The organism is Nocardioides sp. Root122 (genome assembly GCF_001425025.1).
GTDB lineage: Bacteria > Actinomycetota > Actinomycetes > Propionibacteriales > Nocardioidaceae > Nocardioides.
The window spans coordinates 133241-156688 of record NZ_LMDE01000012.1 but is presented as its reverse complement, the minus strand read 5'-3'; the positions used below and the strand labels follow the sequence as shown (position 1 = coordinate 156688).

Sequence of the window (23448 nt, the reverse complement as noted above, 5' to 3'; positions counted from 1 at the left end):
TCCCCGCCGCACCCCTCCGGGGGTGGCTCGTCTGCCTCGTCCACGCGCGTGCGTGCGTCGTACAGTGGCCGCGTGAGCGAGCCCACTGCGGAGAACCCCGTCGAGAACCCTGCTGACCAGCCGAAGACCGAGTCGCACGACCCGGCCGTCCCGGCGGCCTACGCCGCGTTCATGCGCGAGGGCTGGGGCAACCGCGACCTCGAGCTGCCCCGCCACCCCGTGGCCGACTGGGCGGCCGCTCGGCGCGCGAAGCTGGCCGAGGCGTTCCCCGGCGAGCGCCTGGTGCTGCCCGCCGGCACCTACAAGGTGCGGGCCAACGACACCGACTACCGCTTCCGCCCCGACACCGCCCACACCTACTTCACCGGCAACCAGACCTCGGACGCGGTGCTCGTGGTCGAGGACGGCGAGTCGGTCCTCTACGCGCGCCCTCGCTCCGAGCGCACCACCGACGAGTTCTTCCGCGACCGCCAGTACGGCGAGCTGTGGGCCGGGCGGCGGCCGTCGGCGCAGGAGATCTCCGACTCCCTCGGCATCGAGGTCCGTCACGTCAAGGACCTGCCGTCCTTCGACGACGACCGCAAGACGCGCGACATCACCAGCGACGAGGACCTGGCCCGCGTGGCCGACGAGCTGCGGCTGGTCAAGGACGAGTGGGAGGTCGGCGAGCTCCAGGAGGCCTGCGACATCACGACCCTCGGCTTCGAGGACTCGGTCCGCGAGTGGGACCGCGTGCGCGAGTTCGGCGAGCGCTGGATCGAGGGCACCTTCTTCCGTCGCGCCCGGGCGATGGGCAACGACATCGGCTACGACTCGATCTGCGCGGGCGGCTCGCACGCGACGACGCTGCACTGGATCGAGAACACCGGGTCCATCCAGCCCGGCAAGCTGGTGCTGCTCGACATGGGCGTGGAGGGCCACAACCTCTACACCGCCGACGTGACGCGCACTCTCCCGGTCGACGGCACCTTCACGCCGCTGCAGCGCGACCTCTACGACCTCGTGCAGAAGGCGCAGCAGGCCGGCATCGAGGCGGTCCGCCCGGGTGCGGCGTTCCTCGCCGCCCACAACGCCGCGATGGACGTGCTCGCCCACGGGCTCGAGGACATGGGCCTGCTCCCCGTCACCGCGGAGGAGGCGCTCGACCCGGAGTCGAAGGTCTACGCCCGCTGGACGCTGCACGGCACCTCGCACATGCTCGGCATGGACGTCCACGACTGCGGTCGGGCCTCGGTCGACATCTACCCCAAGGGCGACCTCGCCGAGGGGATGGTGCTCACCGTCGAGCCCGGTCTCTACTTCCAGGAGGACGACCTGCTCGTCCCCGAGGAGCTGCGCGGGATCGGCATCCGCATCGAGGACGACATCCTCGTCACCGCCGACGGCAACCGGAACCTCTCCGCCTCGCTGCCCCGGACGTCGGCCGACGTCGAGGAGTGGATGGGTGCGCGCATCGGTGGCTGACCCGGCGCCCGCGCCCAGCCTCACGATCGTCGACGGCCTGCCCCGCTGCCACCACTACGACGCCCACCGCTGCCGCTCGTGCACCCTGCTCGGGACCGCGCGGGAGCAGCAGCTCTGCGACAAGGAGGCGGACGCCCGCTCGCTGGTCGACTCCCCGGTGTGGCTGCCGACGGTGGCCGGTGCGGACGCGGGCTTCCGCAACAAGGCCAAGATGGCCGTCGGCGGGACGGTCGAGGCACCGACGCTGGGGATCCTCGCTCGCGACCACACCGGGATCGACCTGCACGACTGCGGCCTGCACTCCGACGGCCTGAGGGCGGCCCTCGGTGTGATCGCCTCGTGGGTCACCACCTCCGCCCTGACGCCGTACGACGTCGCGGCGCGGCGCGGCGAGCTCAAGCACGTCCTGCTCACCGAGTCACCCGACGGCGAGCTGCTGCTGCGGCTCGTGATGAGGTCGACGGCGCTCGAGGCGCGCGTCCGCTCGCGGCTGCCTGAGCTGCGCGAGGCGCTGCCGGCGCTGCGGGTGGTGACCGTCAACGTCCAGCCCGAGCACAAGGCGGTCCTCGAGGGCGAGCGCGAGATCGTGCTGACGCCGGAGTCGACGGTGCCGATGCGGCTGGCGACCGGCGTGACCCTGTGGCTGGGACCCCAGTCGTTCTTCCAGACCAACACCGCGGTCGCGGAGGCCCTCTACGAGCAGGCACGCACCTGGGTCGACGACCTCCCGGACGTGCGCACCATCTGGGACCTCTACTGCGGGGTCGGCGGGTTCGCGCTGCACCTGGCGGGCGACGGCCGCGAGGTGGTCGGCGTCGAGGCATCGGCCGAGGCGGTGCGGGCCGCGCTCGATGGTCAGGTCGCCGGTGCCACCTTCGTGGCGGCGGACGCCACCCAGTGGGCGCTCGACCAGTCGACCGTCCCCGACCTCGTCGTGGTCAACCCGCCCCGGCGCGGGATCGGCCCCGAGCTGGGCGGCTGGCTGGAGGCGTCGGGCGTGCGACACGTCGTCTACTCGTCGTGCAACGCCGACTCGCTGGCGCGGGACCTGGCCGCGATGCCGTCGCTGCGCCCGGTGCAGGCCCGGGTGCTCGACATGTTCCCGCACACCACCCACTACGAGGTGATCGTGCTGCTCTCGCGCTGAGGGTCAGCCGCGGCGCACCTTCGGGCTGCGGCCGAGGCTGTTGAGGCTCACGCCACCGCGGAAGGCGTCGTCGACCCAGCTCGCGAGGTTGGCCGAACCGTCAGCCTGCGGCGTGACCTTGGTGCGGCTCACCCCAGCAGCGACCTGCACCCACTTCGGCGAGCCGAGGCAGGAGGTGGGCGCCGACGCCGTCAGCGTGTCGGCTGCCACGTCGTAGCGGGCCCGCACCGTCCGGCAGGGCTTGGTGACCGGGCCTTCCGTGACCGTGACCGTGCCGTCCTCGGACACGCTGACGGAGGTGCCGCTGCGTCCGAGCGGGAAGAGGTCGGCCATCGTCCGGCCGTCCACGACGCCGGCGGTGAGGGCGTAGCGACCCTCGGGGGTGAAGATGCGGAACTCGACCGAGTGTCCATCGGTGTCGACGAGGTCGCGGAGCTGCACCGTCAGCGTGAGGCGCTTGCGCGCGTGGTCGATCGTGGTGCGCACGACGTCGGTCGACGTCTCCGCCGCAGCGTCGAGGAGGAGCGGCCCGTCCTGGGTCGAGCCGTCGAGCAACCCGCCGAGGGCGACGGCCATGTTGACGGCCTTCGCGTCACCGGCGGCGTCGTCGACGCTCACCTGATCGGCGTGAGCAGCTGCCGGCAGGAGGAGGGCGGCAGGGGCGAGGACGGCGAGCAGCCGTGTGGCAAGGCGAGACATGCGCTGAACCCTAGGGAAGTCCAGCACTGCCTGTGACGCGAACCACGGAATCCTGCTCACCGAGCACCGGTTGGGCCAGGTGTGCGTGCCTCCTCGACTCCCCCGGCGACCGTCGGCGACCTCCTGACGCAGCGTCGTGCCGTCGACCTCGCCCGCACCGAGAGCGCACTCTGTCGCCTCGCGTGTGCCGTCGACTGATCCCGCACGTCGTCCGCACCCGCCACTGCGGGTCGCGGTTCCGAAAGGTTATCTTTTCAGTATGAATACTTCTGTTTCGAGCTCGAAGCGGGCCCGCTTCCGGCTTCCCTCGTTCGGCGTCCAGGTCCTGGTGGGACTGGTCCTCGGCGTGGTTCTCGGACTCGTCGCCCGCAGCATCGGAGCGGACGGCGTCGACGCCTCCACCGGCGAGGTCGACCCGAACTGGCTGACCGAGACACTGAGCACGGTGGGTGGCACCTTCGTCACCCTGCTGCGCGCCGTCGTACCTCCGCTGGTGTTCCTCGCCATCGTCGCCTCGATCGCCAACCTGCGTGACGTCACCGGTGCCGCGCGGCTGGCGTGGAAGACCCTCACGTGGTTCGCGATCACCGCGCTCATCGCGGTGTCGATCGGCATCGTGCTCGGCCTCGTGCTGCGGCCCGGAGACCACACCAGCGTGACCGCCGACGCGGCGAGCGCCCCGTCGAGCACCGGTTCGTGGCTCGACTTCCTCACCGGCCTCGTGCCGGCCAACGTGCTCGGCCTCCAGGGGTACGACAACGGCGACGGCACCGTCGGCATGTCGTTCAACGTGCTGCAGATCCTCGTCGTCGCCATCGCCGTCGGCATCGCGACCCTCAAGGTCGGCGAGGCGGCCGACCCGTTCCTCACCTTCGTCCGGTCCGCGCTCGCCGTGGTCCAGAAGGTGCTGTGGTGGATCATCCTGCTCGCCCCGATCGCGACCGTCGGCCTGCTCGGCAACGCCGTCGCCTCCTACGGCTGGGACGCCCTCGGCTCGCTGGGCACCTTCACCCTCGCGATCTACGCCGGGCTGCTGCTGGTCGTCGCGGGCGTCTACCCGATCCTGCTGCGCCTCAACGGCCTGTCGGTCAAGCAGTTCTTCTCCGGTGCATGGCCCGCGATCTCGCTGGCCTTCGTGTCCCGCTCGTCGGTCGGCACCATGCCGGTCACGGAGAGCGTCACCGAGCGCAACCTCGGCGTGCCGCGGGCCTACGCCTCCTTCGCGGTGCCGCTCGGCGCGACCACCAAGATGGACGGCTGCGCCTCGATCTACCCGGCGATCTCCGCGATCTTCGTGGCCCAGTTCTTCGGCCTCGACCTGTCGATCACCGACTACGTCCTGATCGCCTTCGTCTCGGTCATCGGCTCGGCCGCCACCGCGGGCGTCACCGGCGCGACGGTCATGCTCACGCTGACCCTGTCGACCCTCGGCCTCCCGCTCGAGGGCGTGGGCCTGCTGCTCGCGATCGACCCGATCCTCGACATGGGCCGCACCGCGGTCAACGTCACCGGCCAGGCGCTGGTGCCCACGATCGTCGCCAAGCGTGAGGGCATCCTCGACCGGGAGGCGTACGACGCCCCGCGCGCGGGCACGCCGTGGCGCGAGGACGCCGCATCAGCGCAGTCGCGCCACGACGTGGAGGCGACGGCGCCGGAGGTCGTGCCTGCCTGACGGAAACGACGTGCCTGCGTCAGCGGGGGCAGCGGCGGCTGGGATACTGGGCGCCGTTGCCCCCGTGGCGCAATGGATAGCGCAACGGCCTTCTAATCCGTGGGTTGCAGGTTCGAGTCCTGCCGGGGGCGCTCCGGCGCGGCTCCGACCGGGAGGACGTCGCCCACTGCCGGCACGGGCTCTGCGGGGGCCGCCGAGCCCCGGCGGCGCAGCGGGTGCGCCGCGAGCCACGACGCGAGCCAGCGGCCCGCCTGGATCCCCGGTCGCTCGACGAAGCGGTAGACGAAGTCGGCGATCATCACGACGACGACCAGCACCACGAGGGTCTTGTGCAGGTCGTTGCGCCACTGGGGCAGCGCCATGGCGACGAAGTGACCGGCGATCACCTGGAACAGGTAGATCGAGTACGACCGCTCGCCGAGCCACTTGAACGGCGTGATCGCGAGGACGCGGCTGACCTCGGTGCGACCGCAGAGGCTGGGCAGGCTCAGCGCGGAGAGCACCGCGAAGAGGAGGATCAGCTGCTCCGGGCCGGCCCAGCGCGCGGTGAGCTCGGCCGAGTGGCTCTGCACCCAGTAGAGCGCGACGATGAGCCCGACCTGGACCACCCGCGAGGACAGCAGCGACAGGACCCGGAAGGTCGGGCGCGCATGCATCATCAGCGCCACCCCGCACCCCAGGAAGATCGCTACGTAGTGCACCCAGGAGATGTTGTGGTGCCAGATCAGCCACAGCATCACAGGCAGGATGGCCAGGCCCGCGAGTGCCCGCGCCCGCCCGGCCCCGCCGAGCACGACGCCCAGCAGCGGCAGCAGGACGAAGCCGAGCAGGGGCCAGACGAGGTAGAACTTCTGCTCGATGCCGATCGTCCAGGCCTGCGTGAAGTTCATCGGGCTCGGCGCGAGCTCCGGGTTGAAGGTCAGGAACCACTTGATCGCCTGCGGACCGCCCGCGGCCTCGTAGACGCCGCCCCACTTCAGCAGCAGCACCGAGCCGAGCAGGGCGGCGTAGTAGGCCGGGGCGATGCGGAAGATGCGGCGTACCCAGAAGCCGAGCAGGGAGACGCGGCCGGTCGCGGCCTCCTCACGCAGCAGCAGCGTGGTGATCAGGAAGCCCGAGAGCACGAAGAACATGTGCACGCCGAGCCAGCCGCCCGCGAACATCGGGGCAGGCCCGCTGAAGTGGAACCCGACCACCGCGAGCGCCGCGATCGCCCGGACGCCGTCGAGGCCGCCGAAGTGGCGGTCGGCGAGGAACCGGTCGTGGCTGATGGTCGGTCCGAGGAGGAAGCGCACGGCGGGACCCTACTCGGCCGCGGTCCAGATGGCCGACACGCCGCCGAGCGTCCCCCATCGGGGCGCCGCGACGCGTGAAGATCCCAGCAGGCCCGGCGGAGTATGAGTTCGCCGGGCCATGTACGTCTCCTGACGTGGTCGCGCGCGAGTATCTTCGGCGCCGTGATCAGTGACCTCGTCCTGGGGACCACGTACTTCGGCACCCGCACCGACCGGGACTCCTCCTTCGCGCTGCTCGACCGGTTCGTCGAGGCCGGCGGGAGGTGGGTCGACACGGCGAACTGCTACGCGTTCTGGGCGGACCCGAGCGGCCACGGTGGACAGAGCGAGTCCGTCATCGGCGCCTGGTTGCGCGCCAACCCGGGTGCCCGCGAGCAGGTCGCGCTCTCGACCAAGGTCGGCGTGGAGCCGGTCGACGGCGCTCCCGAGGGCCTCTCCGCGCCGGTCGTGCGCGCCGGCGCCACCGCGAGCCGCGAGCGGCTCGGTGTGGAGACCATCGACCTGTTCTGGGCGCACGCGCGCGACCTCGGCACCCCCATCGAGGAGACCGTCGAGGCGATGGGCATCCTCGTCGACGACGGCATGGCCCACCGCCTGGGCCTGTCCAACCACCCCACGTGGCTGGTCGAGCGCGCGCGCAGCCACGCCATCGCCCAGGGCCTGGAGACCGTCACCGCGCTCCAGCTCTCGACGTCGTACGTCGAGCCGCGCCCGGGCGCCGCCGTGGAGGGCAAGGACCACCGGTTCGGCTGGGTCACCGAGGAGACCCGCGACTACGTCGAGCAGCACCCCGAGGTGGAGGTGTGGGCCTACAGCCCGCTCGTCCAGGGGGCCTACGACCGCACGGACCGCCCGTTCCCCGCGGCCTACGACCACCCCGGCACGACCGCGCGGCTCGCCGTCCTGGCCGACGTCGCGGACCGCCTCGGCGTCGCGCCGAGCGTGGTGGTCCTGGCGTGGCTCGTACGACACGGCACCAGGCCGATCCTCGGAGTCAGCAGCCTCGACCAGCTGGAGTCAGCCCTGCGGGCCGGCGAGCTCGCGCTGGACGACGAGGTGATGGCTCAGCTCGATGCGCCGGCCTGAGCGGCGTACGCATCGATCTCGCCGCGCACCCGCGTCTTGACGTCGTCCGGGGCGAACGACGCCGCGATCGCCGCGCGGGCGAGGTCCGCGACTCCCTGCTCGTCGAGGTCGAGGAGGCCGGCGGCGACCTCGTAGTCGTGGTTGAGCGTCGTGGAGAACATCGGCGGATCGTCGGAGTTGATCGTCACCGTCACGCCCGCGTCGACGAAGGACCGCAGGGGGTGGTCCTCGATCCGGTCGACCGCACGGGTGGCGATGTTGGAGGTCGGGCAGACCTCGAGCACGATCCCCGTGTCGGCGAGGTGGGCCAGCAGCTCGGGGTCCTGGGCGGCGGAGCAGCCGTGGCCGATCCGCTCGGCGCCGAGCAGCTGCACGGACTCCCAGACCGTGTCGGGCCCGGTCGTCTCGCCGGCGTGCGGCACCGAGCGGAGACCGGCCGCACGGGCCCGGGCGAAGTGCTCCTGGAACTGTGCGCGCGGCACCCCGACCTCGGGACCGCCGAGGCCGAAGCCCACGAGGGCGTCCGTGCGGTGCCCGAGGGCGTACTCCAGCGTGGCGTCGGCGGCCGGGATGCCGGACTCCCCCGGGATGTCGTAGATCCAGCGCAGCACCAGCCCGAAGTCGCGCTCGGCGGCGACCCGCGCGTCCTCGATCGCCTCGGTGTAGGCCTGGATCGCGATGCCGCGCACCACGGACGTGTACGGCGTGCAGGTGAGCTCGGCGTAGCGCAGGTTCTGGCCCTCGGCCATCTCCCGGGCGATCTCGTAGGTCAGCAGCCGGATGTCCTCGGGCGTGCGGACCAGGTCGACGACGGCCAGGTAGACGTCGATGAAGTGCGCGAAGTCGCGGAAGGTGAAGAAGTCCTTCAACCCGTCGAGGTCGCTGGGGACACCGGCGTCGGGATGGCGCGCCGCGAGCTCGGACACGATCCGCGGCGACGCCGACCCGACGTGGTGCACGTGCAGCTCGGCCTTGGGCAGGCCGGCGATGAAGGACTGGAGGCTCACGCCCGGCAGTGTGTCAGCCCCGGGAGGTCAGCTCACCATCTCCGCGGCGATCGCCTCGATCGTGGTGCCCTGGGCCTTCTCGCCGTCGATGAGCACCGTCGGCGTGGAGTTCACCTTGGCCTTGGACGCCGCCTCGCCGGCCGCGTCGACCCAGCCCTCGAACGCCATGTCCTCGATGCCGGGGCGGACCTCCGACTCGGTCGCGCCGGCCTCGACGGCGAGGTCGACGAGGTCGTCGTCGCTGGGGAACGGACCCTTCTCCGAGGGCTGGTTGTCGAACAGCAGGTCGTGGAACTTCTTGGCGACCTCGGCACCCGACGCGTCGAGGACCACCGCGAAGGCGTTGGCGGAGCGGGGCGAGTAGTCGTCGATGCGCTCGAGGAAGGGCAGCGGGCGGTACTCGACCTTCACGTCGCCGGCCTCGACAGCCGCGTCGAGGCGCTCGCGCACGGTCTTCTCGAGCTGGCCGCAGAACGGGCAGAGGAAGTCCTCGTAGACCACGGCCGACTTGGGCGCGTCCGGGTCACCGACGACCATGCCGTAGCTGCCGCTGGCGCCGTCGGGGGCGGTGCTCGGCTTGTCGGAGCCGAGGCTGGTGATCAGGAAGTAGCCGCCGACGACGATCGCCAGGACGACGGCGACCAGTCCGGCGCGGGTGAGCTGCTCGCGACGCTTGGCGGCCTTGCGACGCTCCTCGGCCTGCTCGCGGGCCCGCACGGTGCGCGCCTGGCGCTGCTCACGCCGGGCCTGCGCGGCGGCCTTCTCCTCCGCGGTCCTGTGCGAGCTCTTCTTCTGCGCCATCGAGGCTTCCTCCGGTGTCGATTCGGGTGTCGTGCTCGGGGTCGGGGTCGGCATCGGGTCCGGCGTCGGTGGACGACCGGAACAGGACGGTGTCGAGCGCCAGTCGTGAGCGTGGCCGAACCACCAGCCACGCCGACAGGGCCAGAAGTCCCACGTCGCGGGCGATCTCGCCGGGGTACTTGGCCGCCGCGTCGGGGATCTCTCCCCCACCGCCGAAGCAGCCGCAGTCGATCGAGAGCCCGCGCGCCCACGCGCTGCTGATGCCGATGACGAAGGCCACGAACAGCAGCGCCGAGACGGCAGCGGAGCCGCGCACCAGCACGCCGAGCACCAGGCAGAGGCCGATCACGACCTCGACCACCGGCAGCAGGTGCCCGACGGCGGGCACGACCGCCTCCGGCAGGAGGTCGTACGCCCGCACCGCGCGGACGCTGTCGGCGGGGTAGGGCAGCTTCAGGGCCCCCGCGACGATCCACACGCCGCCCGTCACGAGTCGCGCGACGAGGCCGAACCAGTCCTTCACATCCCGAAGGGTAGGACGTGAGCCTGAGTCGAGGCTGAGAACGGGCGTCGGTGGCGGTCTGTAGGGTGGCGGCTCGTGAGCGACAGACTGGTGTGGATCGACTGCGAGATGACCGGCCTCGACCTCGGCGCGGACGCGCTGATCGAGGTCGCGGCGTTGGTCACCGACTTCGAGCTCAACGTCCTCGGTGAGGGCATCGACGTCATCATCAAGCCGTCGCAGGAGTCGCTCGACCAGATGGTCGAGTTCGTGCGCACCATGCACGAGACCTCCGGGCTGCTCGAGGAGCTCGCCGGCGGCACCACGCTCGCCGACGCCGAGGGACAGGTGCTGGCCTACATCAAGGAGCACTGCCCCGACGGCACCCGCCCGCCACTGGCCGGCAACACCGTCGCCACGGACCGCGCGTTCCTGGCCCGCGACATGCCCGCCCTGGAGTCCTTCCTCCACTACCGGATCGTCGACGTCTCCTCGATCAAGGAGCTCTCGCGCCGCTGGTATCCCCGCGCCTACTTCGCGGCACCGACCAAGCGCGGCAACCACCGCGCGCTGGCCGACATCCAGGAGAGCATCGAGGAGCTGCGCTACTACCGCGAGGCCGTCTTCGTCCCGCAGCCCGGCCCGGACAGCGCGCAGGCCAAGGAGATCGCCGCGCGGCACGGCGGCCAGCTGACCGGACTCGGACCCGATGCGGAATCTGACGCCTGATTGCCCTACACTTCACGTCGTCCTCGCATCAGTGCGAGCGTCATGGTGGGTATAGCTCAGCTGGTAGAGCGCCGCCTTGTGGTGGCGGATGTCGCGGGTTCAAGTCCCGTTACTCACCCCGAAGAGATCGAGCCCCCGACCTGGACAGGTCGGGGGCTCGATCCGTTCCACCTCCTGCCCCCCGGCTGGGGCAGGTCGGGGGCACCGCAAGGAATCTGGGGGCAGTGACGGGATCGCTTGCACACCCTCGAACCCGCCGCACGGTGAAGCCGGTCACCACACCAACCGACCGGGAGTACCCATCATGTGGATCGAACAACGAGGCCAGCAGCACCGCGTCGACTGGCGCAACCAGGACGACACTGGACCCAAGAGGTCTTCCCATGAGCGGTAGGTGCCTGCCGGAGGCGTGTCACGAGTCAGCGTCCGAGACGTTCACGGACAGGAGGGTGGCGCCGAGGTCGCGAATTCTGGCGATGAGGCCGTGCAGCTGTGCTTGGTCGGTGACCGGGCCTCGCAGGATGGTGGTGCCGTCGTCGGCGTGGGTGAGGGTGAGGCCGTCGAACCATGTCGACCAGTGCTCCGAGAGGTGACCTTCGATGCGGAGCTCGTAGTGCCCGGGCGGCTGTTGTGACGGGCGGGTGTTCATCGTGAACCGGCCAACGCGGTTGACGTGCCCTTTCGGCGGACTCGACGGGCGGACGGGCGTCGGATGACCCACTCCGCGACGGCGAGGTTGATGACCCAGGCCGCTCCCATCATGAGGTCCGTGCGGACGACACCAGCACCGAAGATCGCCCCACCGAACCCGACGGTGAAGACCTGCGTGCCAGCGCCGAGCGCGAGGGCGTAGGCGCGGGTCATCCAGGCGCGGTGCCGGTCGATGTCGCGACGCCGGATGGCGGCGACGCCGAGGATGAGGCTGGCAGCCATGCCCGAGGCGAACAGCAGCCGGAACAGGTACAGCAGCTCGCCGGTGCCCTCCTTGCGCGGGAAGACCAGCGTCATCCACAGCGCCGAGAGTGCGACCGCCAGGCCGAGGGCGACCAGCACCCGTCCGGAACGTCGATGCCAGCCCGGATGGCGCCGGCGGATGCCGGTGGAGAACTGGAACGCACCGAGAAGGGCGTAGCCGATGGCAGCCGCGACATGGATGACGACCGGCGCCGGTGAGGCAGCGAAGCGGGAGTCGGTCGCGATGGCCTGCGGTCCGCCGAGGAGCTCGACAAGGCGGGCGGTGCCGGCCGTGACGGGGATCGCGGCCAGCACGACCAGACCGGCTGGCACCCAACGGTCGGTCCGCCGCGTCATCGGGCACCCCCTGCGGTGCGGAACCTCTCGGAGGGGCCGGACGGCCATCGGGCGGTCATCGGACGACTGGCTGCAGGGCGCGGTCGCGTGCGGCGGTCTCGGCAGGCGCGGCGTGCTCGTTGTCTCCCGCGTTGCGGAACAGGGACACGCCCAGCGTGATGAGGGCCAACCCCACAGGGACGGCGAGCGGACGGTTGAAGGACTCCGGGAGCGCTGCCAGTGCGGCCAGTGCCCCGGTGCTCGCAGCGAGCAGGGCCGCGCCCCAGCGGTTCAGGACCCCGCTGCGGAGCAGGGAGATCCCGAAGATGACGCCGCCGACGATGATGCCGGCTCCCATCAGTCCGAACAGCGCTTGCAGCCCGCCGATGTCACCGCTGGCGGTTCGGCCGTTCGCCGCAGCGACGACGTCGTTGACGAACCCGGGCTCGGTGTCGACGAGGTTCGGCAGCACGACGGCGGCGATGACCTCGACGGAGAACATGGCCAGGTAGCCGGTGGCGAGGACCAGGTAGCCGACCAAGCCGATGAAACCGGCGCTGCGGTGCTGGCGCAGGTACATGCCGGTGATGCCCGCCAGTGCGAGCCCCGCCATGACGACCTTCGCGTACTCGCGTGCGACCCACTGGGTCGTCTCGGTGGTGAAGGTGTCGGATGCCGGGTGATTGACCTGGACGCCGATGAAGATGACCCCAGCGGCGACGGCGGCGACGCCCGCCGCCCGCGTGAGGGAGGTTGATGTGATGCTCATGTCCGGTTCCTGTCTGAACGGTCCACGGCAGCTGCCGCAGGGGATGACCGGAACCTAGGAGCCGACGAGGTGACCTGGCGTCACCACATGATGTGACTGACGTGGTGAGTCCGGACAGCTGTCGCCGATGGGCGGGGATGCTCAGCGGTTCTCCGGACCGGAGAGCAGACCCAGCTGGTGGGCCTTGCTGACCGCCGCGCGACGGCTGTTGACGCCCAGCTTGGCGTAGATGTGCTTGGTGTGGGTCCGGACCGTGTTGAGGGACACGAACAGCCCGCGCGCGATGGCCGGGCCGTCGAGGTCCGAGCCGAGGAGCCGTAGCACCTCCATCTCGCGGTCGCTCAGCATGTCGACCGGCCAACGGTCGGATCCGAACACCAGGCCCGGTCTCGCGCCGCGCCCGTCACCCGTTTGTTCCCGGGCGCCGTCGACCGGGGTGGTCGCATGGAGCAGCTCGGACAGGTAGCCGGACCGTGGCTGTTCGGTCGCGAGCTCACGCAGCAGGTCGCACGCGACGGGGCTCGCGTCGACGAAGACCCGGACCCAGCCCTCCGGTCGGGCGAGCTGGACCGCGTGCTGCAGTGCACCGAGTGACTCCCGGCGTGCGCCTGCGGCGTTGTGGGCCAGCGCCCGGAGAACCTCCACCTCGATCACGGAGCCGGTGCGTCCACCGCCCGCGGCTGCCGCGAGGAGTCGGTCCAGCAGCCGGACGGCCTCATCAAGCGCGGCCGAGCTGCCCGTGGCAGCGTGCTCCGCCAGCAGGACCCTGGCCAATGTGATGTGTTCGTACTCGCGGAGGTAGGAGAGCACGTCGTCGGTGGAGACGAGGTGGTCCTCGGCCCACGCGTGCGCCTCGGCGACGTCACCCCGAGCGGCCAGCACGCGGGCGCGGGTCGCGTGGATCGGTTGGACGTTGGGTGCGTAGTCGGCGACGTACACCCTTTCAGCCTCGTCCAGCAGCTTCAGCGCACTGGACAAGTCACCCTCGGCGGCGCGCATCCGGGCCAGCCCCACCCGCCAGCGGTAGGGGTTCTGCGCGAGAGCGGCGGATTCACCCAGCTCGTCGGAGCGGCGCAGGTGCTCCGCCATGCCCACCAGGTCGTTGCGGTACCAGGCCACCCGGCTCAGACCGACCAGCATGTCGGCGGTCCCTCGCATGACCGCCAGCCCCGAGGTGTTCTCCTCGGCCAGCGCCAGGGCGCGGGCGAAGGTCTGCTCAGCGGCGCGCAGGTGGCCCAGGCGCAGCTCCATGTCGGCCAGGGCGATCGAGCAGCCCAGCACGTCTGCGATGTGTCCGGCACGCGTCAGGGCACCGATGGCGGTGCCGTAGCTGACGCGGGCTGCCTCCAGGTCTCCGGCGCTCCAGGACGCGAGCCCGGACAGGGCCGCCGAGCTGCCGACGGCCAGGTCGTCGCCGTCCTCGGCCACCGCGATGGCCTGCGCCGCCAACGTGATCGCACCAGCAGGGTCACCGCCGACGAGCGCGAGCGCTGCCCGGTACATCGTGATGGTGGCGGGCAGGCGTGGCAGCTCGTCGCGGTCGACGACCACCACCTCGTCGGTCGGCATCGTCAGCAGGTGTTCGACGTGGTCGAGGCGGCCATCTACGCCGTCGAACTCGTTGCTGGCCATCAGGCCGCCGATGAGCGCGACCGCGAGCACCGGCCGGTTGCGGAGGGTGTCGTCGGTCAGTTGGTGGGCCCACTGGCGCAGGAGGTCCTCGCGGCGCTCACGCCCCAGCGCCCTGAAGCTCAGCTCGACGAGGTCTGCCGCCTGCCCGGTGTCCCCGGCTGCCATGGCATGCCGGACCGCTGCGTCGACATGGCCCGCGTCCGCATGCCAACCGGCAGCGCGACGGTGGAGGGTCGCGACCTCGTCCGGTCGTTCGTCGATCAAGTGGGAGCGCAGGACGTCGCCGAAGAGGTGGTGGTAGCGGTACCACGTGCGGTTGTCGTCCAGCGCGACGAGGAACAGGTTGGCCCTGTCGAGGTCCTCGAGCCTCGCCCTGCCGGGGCGAACGCCGGTGCGGGGGCCGGCGCTCTCCGGCTGGGGGCTCACTGCGTCGCACAGCGGCCCGGTGAGCCGATCCAGGATCGAGGTGTCCAGCAGGAACCGCCGCACATCGTCGGGCTGCTGGCTGAGGACCTCCTCGACGAGGTAGTCCACGACGAATCGGTCGTCGCCGGCGAACCCGGCGATGAACCCGGTGCGGTCGTCCCGGTTCCGCAGTGAGAGCGCTGCCAGCTGAAGCGCGGCGACCCATCCCTCGGTGCGGGACTCGAGTACCGCGAGGTCGTCGGGCGAGAGGTCGAGGCCGTTCAGCTCGTTGAGGTACCCGGACACCTCCTGTGGAGTGAACCGGAGGTCGTTGGCGCGGACCTCGACGAGCTCCCCGCGGGCCCTCAGTCGCGAGAGCGGCAGGGCCGGGTCGACCCGGGTGCCAACGACGATGTGGAGCTGCGGCGGCAGGTGGTCCACCAGGAACGCCATGCCGGAGGCGACCTCGACACCATCGGCGAGGTGGTAGTCGTCGAGGACGAGCGTCACCTCTCCCGAGCGCACGCTCAGCTCGTTCACCAGGCCGACCAGGACCGCTTCCACCGATGTCTGCCCCGACTGCAGGAGGGTGAGTGCCGCCGCACCGGAACCCGGTACCGCTCGGTCGAGGGCGAGCAGGACGTAGCTCCAGAAGGTCGTAGCCTCACGGTCCCGCTCGTCGAGCGACACCCAGGCGACGGCGTGGTCGTCGTTCTCGGTGGACGGCGCCGCCGCGAACCACGAGGCCAGCAGTGTCGTCTTGCCGAACCCCGCCGGGGCCGAGACCAGCGTCAGCGGGCCCTGCGCACCGCGCACCAGCAGGTCGGCCAGTCGCGGGCGTGGCACGACCTCGCGTCGCAGACTCGGCGCGAGGAGCTTGGTCTCGACGACGGGTGCGACCATCAGTGCGCCGGCTCGGGCGCCGTGGGCTGGGCGTGTGTGTGCATCCGCTCGCCGGGTCGACCGAAGATGCTGAGCACCTCGGCAGGACCATCGCCGGTGCTGCCGAACCAGTGCGGCACCAGGGTGTCGAACTCAGCCGCTTCTCCGACGCCCAGGACCACGTCCTGGTCGCCCATCACCAGCCGCATCCGACCCGAGAGAACGTAGAGCCACTCGAACCCGTCGTGAGTGCGCGGCTTCGGTTCCGACTGCGAGGATGGGATGACGATCTTCCAGGCCTGAATGCCTCCCGGACGTGTCAACGGAAGAACAGTCCTCCCGTTGACTCGCCGCGGCTTCAACCGGATCCGGGGGTCACCCACCTCGGGCGCGCCGACGAGATCGTCCAGAGGCACTCGGTAGATCTGCGCGAGCGGCAGCAGGAGCTCCAGGCTGGGCTTGCGCTGCCCGGTCTCCAACCTCGACAGGGTGCTCTTCGACATCTTCGCCAGGGTGGCTGCTTCGGTGAGCGTGAGCCGTCGCTGCTCGCGGACCCTGCGCAGGCGAGGTCCCACCAGGTCGAGAGCCGCCGCGATGCGCCCGTCGGCGGACGTCTCCGACCCGACGACACGGACCTCGTCCGGCTGCGTCTGTGGTGCAGTCATGACCCCATTGAACCGGCCGGTTCCCAGAATCAGCAACAACTGTTTCCCACAGCTCGTGGGCAGGCCACTCTGTGGTCATGAGCGCGAACGACACGAACCAGACCCAGGTCGACAATCGGCCCTACGACGTCACCATCGTTGGCGGCGGCGCCGCGGGACTCTCCGCTGCGCTGGTCCTCGGCAGGGCTCGGCGACGCGTGGCTGTCGTGGACGCCGGGCACCCGCGCAACGCGCCGGCCGCCCACATGCACGGCTTCTTGGGTTCCGACGGCCTCCCGCCGGCCGAGCTCCTGGCCCGCGGCCGCGCAGAGGTCGCGGGCTACGGCGTCGAGCAGCTCACCGGCATCGTCTCGGCCATCGCCCCGTGCGCTGGCAGCTACGCGCCGGGAGTGTCACGGCGCCGCTTCGAGGTCGCCCTGGCCGACGGTTCGACGCTGGAGACGCGGGCCGTGCTGGTGACCACGGGTCTTCGCGACAGCATTCCCGACATCCCCGGAGTCCACGAGCGGTGGGGACGCGACCTGCTCCACTGCCCGTACTGTCACGGCTACGAGGTGCGTGACCGGCCCGTCGGCGTCCTGGCCGGAGGCCCCGCCACCACAGCCGAGTCCCTCGCTCACGCACACATCATCCGTCAGTGGTCCGACGACGTCGTGTTCTTCGTCAACGGCGCCACCCTCACGGCCGCTCAACGCGAACAGCTCGTCGCCCGCGCCATCGGCGTCGTCGACGAACCGGTCGTGAGCCTGGCCGTCGATGCGGACCACCTCACCGGCGTCGTCGTCGAAGGTGGACGCGTCGTCCCCCGCGACGCGGTGTTCGTCCGCCCCCAGCTCGTCGCGAACGACAGCCTGCTCGTCGACCTGGGTTGCATCGTCCGAGACACCGGCTGGGTCCAGGTCGACGCGACCGGCGCCACCAGCGTCCCTGGCATCTGGGCGGCAGGCAACGCCACCAACCCGCGCGCGCAGGTCATCACCGCTGCCGGGGAAGGCTCGTCTGCTGCCATCGCCATCAACAACAGCCTCGTCGAGGAAGACCTCCCCATCGCCGTCACCAGCTTCCGGCTCGGCCTCCCCGTCTAGCCACCGGGTGTTCAGACGCCCCACCGAACCAACCACACCTGTGCCCGCTCAGCACGCGGGCTCTCATCGCGAACCGCAGTTGATGGCACGTGCTGTCCCAGCCATGCCGTCGACCCCACCCCCACCCACCAAGGAGCACCGTCATGTCCACCACACCGCCCGCCAGCAGGTCCGCCAACACCTCCGCAACGCAGTCTCCCGCTGGTTCGTCGACGGCCCCGCCTGTCGCCCCGCCCACCAAGCACCAGCTCGCGCTCATGATCTGGCTCGCTGTCTTTCCGACGCTGATGGTGCTGAACCTGACCATCGGCCCCAGCCTGAAGGACACCAACCCCGTCCTGCGGACCTTCGTCCTCGCGACCGTGGCCGTCCCCATCGTCATCTACGGCCTGATGCCCCGACTGCACCGGATCCGCGTCCAGCTCCTGACCCGCAAGGGCGCCTGAGCTCGGCCACGAGCCGTCCGGCGCGTCGGCCCTCACCCCCCATCCGACGCGCCAGACGCCGCCGAAGAGCTACGGCTCGCGGCGCCAACGCCCCGTGCCCCGGCCCCCTCCAAGGGAGTTGGGGCGTTGTGCTGCGGCGTGCGTGGCCCCCGAGAGCTTGCACTGGCCCGGGCGCCGTGCCCGCCGAGATGGGGATCACGGCCGCTTCGGCGAAGGTGAGGCCGGCGGGCATGAGCGCCAACCGGTCTTCGCCGCTGACGGCGTACTCCGCGAACGCCCCGGGGGCTACTCCGTGGACGGTGTCGCCGGGCTTGAACCAGGTGATGTCGGCATCGACCTGCTCTACGGTTCCGGCGACGTCGCGTCCTGGCACCGGGTTCTTGGGTCGGCGGATGCCGGTGGCGAGCCGCATGGCGTACGGCTTGCCGGTCATGAGGTGCTCGGTGCCGCGGTCAAGACCGGCGGCGTGCACTCGGACCAGTACCTGGTTGTCGCCGACAGTGGGGCGAGGCAGTTGCGTGAGCTGCAGGACCTCGGAGCCGCCGTAGCGGGACTGGGTGATGGCCCCGCATCGTGTCGGTGGTGTGTGGTCAGATCGGGGGCATGGGGTCGTACTGGATGTAGCGGCGGACCTCTCGGGCTCGTTCAACACCGGCGAACCGGGCGATGAGGTGTAGCGCCATGTCGATGCCGGCGCTGACGCCGGCGCTGGTGATGAGATCGCCGTCATCCACGAAGCGGGCGGCGACGTCCGTGATGATCGTGGGGTCGATCTCGGAGAGCAGGTTCAGTGACGCCCAGTGGGTGGTGGCGCGTCGGCCCGTGAGCAGCCCGGCGGCGGCGTAGACGAGGCTGCCGGTGCACACAGATGCCATGAGCGGGACCGACTTCCGGGTCGTGCGGACCCAGTCGAGGTGGTCGGGGTCGTGGAGCATCGGCCTGGTGCCGGGCCCTCCTGGGTGGATGAGCACGTCAAGCGGGGGTGCGTCATCGATCGAGTGGTGTGCACCGAGCACCAACGACTTGGCGCCGACCACGGGAGCACCGTCGGCCGACAGGCAGAAGGCGTTCCAGCCGTCCTCGGGGTACTGCTGCGTCCAGTGGGAGAGGACCTCCCATGGGCCGACGGCGTCCAGCTCCTCGACTCCGTCGAAGACGAGGATGCCGAGGTGTCGTGTCGTCGCGTCCCCGTGTGCGTCGTGCGGTGCTTCCGGGTCTGCGTCCGGGGGTGTGCCCTGGGTCGGATCGGTGCGGGGTCGGTGTTGCATCGAGGTGCCTCCTGGTCGGGTTGTCAGGCCTGGTTCGAGTAGCTCCTGACGGGTCCAGCATGTGGGCTGGACCGGCGGCGTGGCCCCGGTCAAAAAGCCGGGTTGTGGGGTCCGGTCGGGCTGGCGAGCAGGTACTTTCGACACGTGCTGGTCGGCCGGGACCCCGAACGGGCGCTGCTGGCGGCGCTCGTCGATGAAGCTCGTCACGGAACGGCTCGCAGCGTGGTGCTGCGCGGGGAGCCCGGTGTCGGCAAGACCGCGTTGCTCGACGCCTTGGTCGCCGACAGCGGCGTGGCCGTGGTGCTGCACACGCAGGGCCTCGAGGTCGAGACGCCGCTCGCCTTCGCAGCACTACATCGCCTCCTGCGGCCCCTGGCCCGGCTACGTGAACACCTTCCCGCCCCTCAGGCGCGGGCGTTGCGGGTGGCGTTCGGGGAGGACGACGGGCCTGCGGTTGAGCCGTTCCTCGTGGGAGTAGCGACGCTGTCGCTGCTCACCTCGGCCGCGGAGGAGAGCCTCGTGCTGTGCAAGGTCGACGACGCCCACTGGCTGGACCCGGCCAGCGCCGGAGCGCTGCTGTTCTGTGCCCGGCGGCTCGGAGCAGACCGCGTGGTCATGGTGTTCGCTGCCCGCGACGGTGCCTCAGCGGTGTTCGAGGCTCCCGGGCTTGTTGACCTCCCTGTCACCGGGCTCGACGTCGAGGCCGCCCGTGCCCTGCTCGCCACCCGCCTGGCTGGGGCACCGGCCGACGAGGTCGCCCACCGCCTCGTGGCGGAGAGCAGCGGCAACCCGCTGGCCCTGCTCGAGCTGCCTGGCGAGCTGACCGAGGCCCAGCTCCAGGGGTCCGCACCCTTGCCCGAGACGCTGCACCTGACTGCCAGGGTCGAGCAGGCCTTCCTCGACCGCAGCCGCAGCCTGCCGGCTCCGGTGCAGAGCCTGCTGCTGCTGGCGGCAACCGACGACAGCAGCCCGAGCGGCATGCTGAGCCGTGCGTGCGTCGAGTGGGGACTGAACGAGGGCGTCCTCGAGGACGCGCTGGACTCAGGACTGCTGGTCGACTCTGGCGGCGGGGTGTCGTTGCGGCACCCGCTGGTGCGCTCGGCGATCTACCAGGCGGCGTCCGGAGCCCACCGGAGACGCGCACACCGGGCGTGGGCGGCGGCATTGGCCGGGGCGGGCCACCTCGAACGTGAGGTGTGGCATCGTGCACACGCGGCGGAGGGACCGGACGCGGCTCTCGCCGACGCCCTCGAGGACGTCGGCCAGCGCTCGCAACGCCGGGGCGGGCACGCCGCCGCGCTGACCGCCTACGAGCGTGCGGCGGAGCTGACCACCGACCCGACTCGACGCGCACTCCTACGGTTCGCCGCCGCGCGCAGCGCATGGGCCTGCGGCCAGGCATCGCGCGCCCAGGTCCTGCTGGCCGCCGACCGCGACACCGAGGACCCACTCCTGCAGTGCGACGTGGCCCGACTGTGCGGCCACATCGAGGTCAACATCGGCTCAGCACCGGAGGCACACCGCATCTTCGTCGACGCCGCGCACGCCATCCTGCCCGCCGACCAGGTCCGCGCCCTCGACATCGGGGTCGCAGCAGCCGTCATGCGGACCTTCGGCGCCGACAGCGGTACGCCATTGCGTTCCGACGACCTCCTGCGTGCGACCGCCGCGGACACGTCGGCTCGGACACGCTGCCTGAGACACATGCTCGAGGCGATGACACTGGCCGCCGACGGTGACTGGGAGGCCGCGGTGGAAGCGCTCGATCTCGCGCTCGACGTCGGTCAGCACGTCGACGACCGGGACGTGCTGTGGAACCTCGGCAACGGCGCACTCCAGCTCGGCGACGACGGCCCCCAGCAGCGGTTCTACTCCTTCGCCCTCTCCCGGGCACGCCAGGCGGGCGCCGCCACCGCAGTGACGTACTGCCTGCAACGGCTCTGCTTCGGCCACTGGGCGAGTGGCGACCACATCGCCCTTCGGGTCAGCGCCGAGGAGGCGGCAGCCCTGGGAACGAGCATCGGACAGCCGGCCGTGACCGCGCTTCCCGTCGCCTGGCTCCTGCTCCTGGCAGCCTTGCAGGAGCGAGACGACTACGACGACCTGCTCGTGCGGCTCGAACATCTGGTCGCCACCCATCCGCTCGGCATCATGGCCGACCCGGTGCACGACATGACGCGATGGGCCGCAGGCATCCGTGCGGCACGTACGGCCGACACGTCTGGTGCCTTCCACCAGCTCAGTCGCATGAGGCTCCCGGTGCTGTGCCGCCTGGCCGCGCCGGAGCGGATCGAGGCCGCTGTTCGCGCAGGCGAGACATCGGCGGCGGACGCCTGGACCGACGAGCTCGCGGCCTTCGCCGACTCCACCGCGCGGCCGTGGGCGCTGTGCGCGGTGGCGTTCGGTCGTGCCCTGACCACGGAGGCTGCCGCAGAGTCGCTGTTCGAGCAGGCGTTGGTGCACGGCGCCGTCAGTGGCCGTCCGCTGGACCTCGCTCGGGTACAGCTCGCGTACGGCGAGTGGCTGCGCCGCAGCCAGCGACGCGTCGACGCACGCATCCACCTACGCCGTGCCCTCGAGACCTTCCGCGACGTACGGGCCGAGGCACTGGCCTCTCGCGCGGACCAGGAGCTGCGCGCCTCCGGAGAGACGGCGCGCAAACGCGACCCGTCCACGTTGCTGCAGCTCACGCCGACCGAGCTCAAGATCGCCCAGCTCGTCAGCTCGGGGATGTCCAACAAGGACGTGGCCGCACAGTGCTGGATCTCGCCCCGCACCGTCGCGTTCCACCTGCGCAACGTCTTCGCCAAGGCCGGCATCACCTCGCGGGGCGAGCTCGCCCAGCTCGACCTCGGCTGACCAGACCGTCTCGACCGTCTGGACCAGCTCGGGATCTCGAGGCTTTCGACATCCCGGCCATCTGGCTGGGGTGAGCGCGCGTCGGTGCGGCCACGCTCGACCGCAGTGCCACATCCCACTGCGAGAGCGAGAGTCCGATGAGCGTCACCCTCCACCACCGCGCACGACCGCAGGACATGAGTCCTGTGAACCGAACCTCCGGGCCGGTCGTCGTCGGCTCGCTCGCCGCGGGCTTCGGCGCCGCCGCCATCCTCACCATGGTCGTGTTCCCGGGCGCCACCGAAGGCGTCACGGCAGGGGCGGCCCTCCTGGGCTTCGGCCTCGGCTGGGCCATGCTGCGCACGCTGTCCCGCTGGACGACCCACCCACAGCGCTGGGCGACCGTGCCCGCCATCGCGATGACGGCCACCGGCGCTGCACTCGTGCTCACTGCCCCGTCCGAGAGCACTCTCAGCACGCTCACCTGGGTGTGGCCGCCGCTGGCCCTCGCACTGGCGGGATGGACGTACGTCCAGATGCGTCGGAGCCTGGCGGGTCTGGGCCGATGGGCGGTGACGACCGCACTGGTGCTCCTCGCGGTCGCCGCTGCCGGGGCCGGCGTCCGCAACCTCACCACGGACTCCTTCGCCAGCACCTACCCTGCTCCGGGCGTCATCCGCTCCGTGGGTGATCACGACCTTCACATCGACTGCCGCGGCCAGGGCCAGCCGACCGTCGTCCTGGTCAACGGCATGGGTGAGTTCTCGGCCTCCTGGGCCCGCATCCGTGATGGCGTCGCGCCCACCACCCGCGTCTGCGCCTACGACCGCGCAGGTCAGGGGTGGAGTGACGACCTTCCGAACCCCCAGGACGGCATCGCCGCCGCCGCGGACCTGCACGCCCTGCTGGCGGCAGCGGGAGAGACCGGCCCGTTCGTGCTGGCCGGTCACTCGATCGGCGGCCCGTACGCCATGACGTACGCCGAGCAGTACCCCGACGAGGTGGCTGGGATGGTGCTGCTGGACAGCACGACTCCTCGCCAGTTCGACGTCATCCCTGCCTACCCCACGCAGTACGCCATGATGCGGCGCGCCTACGGGGTGCTGCCGTCGCTGGCCCGGATGGGCCTGGGAGTGGCGCTCGCGGGGTCTCACCTCCCGAGCGACGATGCGGCACCCGTGGACGCCATGTCCGCCACACCCCGTGCCGGGCGCAACGCCCGCGACGAGCTCTGGATGCTCCCCGTGGTGTTCGAGCAGGCTCGAGCGCTGACCTCGCTCGGCGACCGACCGCTTGTGGTGCTGACCAGTGCGGAGAACGCCCGGGACAGCGATGGCTGGATGGAAGCGCAGGAGGAGTTGGCGGGGCTGTCGACCAACGCCGTCCGGCGCGACGCAGCGACCAGCCATGCCGGCATCGTCGAGGACGCCGACGGGGCTGCCGCCTCGATGGAGGCCATCGCCTCCGTCGTCCGTGCGGTGCGCACCAACGGACCTGTCGCGACCCCCTGACTCGCGCCGCACCTGGCAACCCGGCCACCAACCCGGCCATTCGACCGGTCCGAGCGAGTCCGGACGGCGACATCGTGAAGACCTCAGCCAGCAACGGCTCCAACCAACAAGGCGGTGAGAACGATGGACAAGATCACCACGATCGCGAACACCACGATCTCGGACACGACGCGGGTACGCCCCACCCGTGGTGAGGCGGCCGGCGTCTGCTGGTGCGGGCAGGACATGGACTGCGTCCGGGGCCACCACTGCCCT

General features: G+C 71.0%; 21 protein-coding genes and 2 tRNA genes. 11 read left to right on the top strand and 12 right to left on the bottom strand.

Translation table 11 applies throughout. The features are described from left to right. Positions 1–72 precede the first annotated feature (72 nt). Together ASC64_RS16215 and rlmC are read left to right on the top strand one after the other, a co-directional pair. Positions 73–1464, top strand: a complete 1392-nt coding sequence (locus ASC64_RS16215; RefSeq protein WP_056908577.1) for an aminopeptidase P family protein — start codon at positions 73–75, stop codon at positions 1462–1464. Further along, complete coding sequence (gene rlmC, locus ASC64_RS16210) at positions 1445–2611, top strand: 23S rRNA (uracil(747)-C(5))-methyltransferase RlmC (protein WP_082550559.1); 1167 nt, start codon at positions 1445–1447, stop codon at positions 2609–2611. Before ASC64_RS16215 ends, rlmC begins: the two co-directional genes overlap by 20 nt. A gap of 3 nt (positions 2612–2614) precedes the next feature. Here rlmC and ASC64_RS16205 read toward each other — a convergent pair whose 3' ends face one another. Continuing rightward, on the bottom strand, positions 2615–3310 hold the full coding sequence (locus ASC64_RS16205) for a hypothetical protein (protein WP_056908576.1): 696 nt from the start codon (positions 3308–3310) through the stop codon (positions 2615–2617). Between the two features lie 259 nt (positions 3311–3569). Here ASC64_RS16205 and ASC64_RS16200 point away from each other — a divergent pair, with 259 nt between their 5' ends. Both ASC64_RS16200 and ASC64_RS16195 read left to right on the top strand, forming a co-directional pair. After that, positions 3570–4982, top strand: coding sequence for a dicarboxylate/amino acid:cation symporter (locus ASC64_RS16200; protein WP_056908575.1), 1413 nt, complete (start codon positions 3570–3572; stop codon positions 4980–4982). A gap of 58 nt (positions 4983–5040) precedes the next feature. Next, positions 5041–5113 (top strand) — tRNA-Arg (locus ASC64_RS16195). On the opposite strand, the gene ASC64_RS23185 is transcribed toward ASC64_RS16195, so the two are convergent. Beyond that, positions 5075–6178, bottom strand: coding sequence for an acyltransferase family protein (locus ASC64_RS23185; RefSeq protein WP_442937988.1), 1104 nt, complete (start codon positions 6176–6178; stop codon positions 5075–5077). The genes ASC64_RS16195 and ASC64_RS23185 overlap by 39 nt on opposite strands. 261 nt (positions 6179–6439) lie before the next feature. Between ASC64_RS23185 and ASC64_RS16190 the strand changes: the two genes are divergently transcribed. After that, entirely contained in the window at positions 6440–7363 is a 924-nt protein-coding gene (locus ASC64_RS16190; protein WP_235563788.1) for an aldo/keto reductase, read from the top strand. Here the strand turns inward: ASC64_RS16190 and ASC64_RS16185 are convergent. From ASC64_RS16185 to ASC64_RS16175, 3 genes are read right to left on the bottom strand one after another with little or no spacing between them, the layout of a single operon-like run. After that, positions 7342–8370: an adenosine deaminase gene (locus ASC64_RS16185; RefSeq protein ID WP_056908574.1), complete on the bottom strand. Its 1029-nt coding sequence runs from the start codon at positions 8368–8370 to the stop codon at positions 7342–7344. The genes ASC64_RS16190 and ASC64_RS16185 overlap by 22 nt on opposite strands. 27 nt (positions 8371–8397) lie before the next feature. Continuing rightward, entirely contained in the window at positions 8398–9171 is a 774-nt protein-coding gene (locus ASC64_RS16180; protein ID WP_082550557.1) for a DsbA family protein, read from the bottom strand. Beyond that, positions 9107–9694 (bottom strand): MauE/DoxX family redox-associated membrane protein, encoded by a 588-nt coding sequence (locus tag ASC64_RS16175; protein WP_082550556.1) that lies wholly within the window; start codon positions 9692–9694, stop codon positions 9107–9109. Before ASC64_RS16175 ends, ASC64_RS16180 begins: the two co-directional genes overlap by 65 nt. Positions 9695–9769: 75 nt before the next feature. Here ASC64_RS16175 and orn point away from each other — a divergent pair, with 75 nt between their 5' ends. Both orn and ASC64_RS16165 read left to right on the top strand, forming a co-directional pair. Continuing rightward, the gene (gene orn, locus ASC64_RS16170) at positions 9770–10402 is read left to right on the top strand and encodes an oligoribonuclease (protein ID WP_056908573.1); all 633 of its coding nucleotides are present in this window, start codon (positions 9770–9772) and stop codon (positions 10400–10402) included. A gap of 45 nt (positions 10403–10447) precedes the next feature. Beyond that, a tRNA-His gene (locus tag ASC64_RS16165) sits at positions 10448–10520 on the top strand. 294 nt (positions 10521–10814) lie between these two features. Here ASC64_RS16165 and ASC64_RS16160 read toward each other — a convergent pair. From ASC64_RS16160 to ASC64_RS16140, 5 genes are all read right to left on the bottom strand, one after another. Beyond that, positions 10815–11051, bottom strand: a complete 237-nt coding sequence (locus ASC64_RS16160) for a hypothetical protein (protein WP_056908572.1) — start codon at positions 11049–11051, stop codon at positions 10815–10817. Next, positions 11048–11713: a DUF2306 domain-containing protein gene (locus ASC64_RS16155; RefSeq protein WP_056908571.1), complete on the bottom strand. Its 666-nt coding sequence runs from the start codon at positions 11711–11713 to the stop codon at positions 11048–11050. Before ASC64_RS16155 ends, ASC64_RS16160 begins: the two co-directional genes overlap by 4 nt. A 55-nt stretch (positions 11714–11768) precedes the next feature. After that, complete coding sequence (locus ASC64_RS16150; RefSeq protein WP_056908570.1) at positions 11769–12461, bottom strand: hypothetical protein; 693 nt, start codon at positions 12459–12461, stop codon at positions 11769–11771. A 141-nt stretch (positions 12462–12602) separates the two neighbouring features. Further along, positions 12603–15401: a LuxR C-terminal-related transcriptional regulator gene (locus ASC64_RS16145; RefSeq protein ID WP_056908569.1), complete on the bottom strand. Its 2799-nt coding sequence runs from the start codon at positions 15399–15401 to the stop codon at positions 12603–12605. Then, complete coding sequence (locus tag ASC64_RS16140) at positions 15401–16045, bottom strand: helix-turn-helix domain-containing protein (RefSeq protein WP_082550581.1); 645 nt, start codon at positions 16043–16045, stop codon at positions 15401–15403. Before ASC64_RS16140 ends, ASC64_RS16145 begins: the two co-directional genes overlap by 1 nt. Before the next feature lie 77 nt (positions 16046–16122). Between ASC64_RS16140 and ASC64_RS16135 the strand changes: the two genes are divergently transcribed. Together ASC64_RS16135 and ASC64_RS22840 are read left to right on the top strand one after the other, a co-directional pair. Next, a complete protein-coding gene (locus ASC64_RS16135; RefSeq protein ID WP_056908747.1) occupies positions 16123–17130 on the top strand; it encodes an NAD(P)/FAD-dependent oxidoreductase in 1008 nt (335 codons plus the stop codon). Between the two features lie 143 nt (positions 17131–17273). Then, complete coding sequence (locus tag ASC64_RS22840) at positions 17274–17576, top strand: hypothetical protein (RefSeq protein ID WP_235563787.1); 303 nt, start codon at positions 17274–17276, stop codon at positions 17574–17576. Here ASC64_RS22840 and ASC64_RS23180 read toward each other — a convergent pair. Then, positions 17509–18228 carry an alcohol dehydrogenase catalytic domain-containing protein gene (locus tag ASC64_RS23180; protein ID WP_368858764.1) on the bottom strand — a complete coding sequence of 240 codons (720 nt, stop codon included), beginning with the start codon at positions 18226–18228 and terminating at the stop codon, positions 17509–17511. The two genes, ASC64_RS22840 and ASC64_RS23180, sit on opposite strands and share 68 nt — an antisense overlap. Next, a complete protein-coding gene (locus tag ASC64_RS16125) occupies positions 18167–18844 on the bottom strand; it encodes a DJ-1/PfpI family protein (RefSeq protein WP_082550554.1) in 678 nt (225 codons plus the stop codon). The genes ASC64_RS23180 and ASC64_RS16125 overlap by 62 nt, the downstream gene beginning before the upstream one ends. A gap of 144 nt (positions 18845–18988) precedes the next feature. On the opposite strand from ASC64_RS16125, the gene ASC64_RS16120 reads away from it, so the two are divergent. Together ASC64_RS16120 and ASC64_RS16115 are read left to right on the top strand one after the other, a co-directional pair. Further along, positions 18989–21703 carry a helix-turn-helix transcriptional regulator gene (locus ASC64_RS16120; protein WP_056908568.1) on the top strand — a complete coding sequence of 905 codons (2715 nt, stop codon included), beginning with the start codon at positions 18989–18991 and terminating at the stop codon, positions 21701–21703. Positions 21704–21879: 176 nt separating this feature from the next. After that, positions 21880–23193, top strand: coding sequence for an alpha/beta fold hydrolase (locus tag ASC64_RS16115; RefSeq protein ID WP_162245819.1), 1314 nt, complete (start codon positions 21880–21882; stop codon positions 23191–23193). Positions 23194–23448 lie beyond the last annotated feature (255 nt).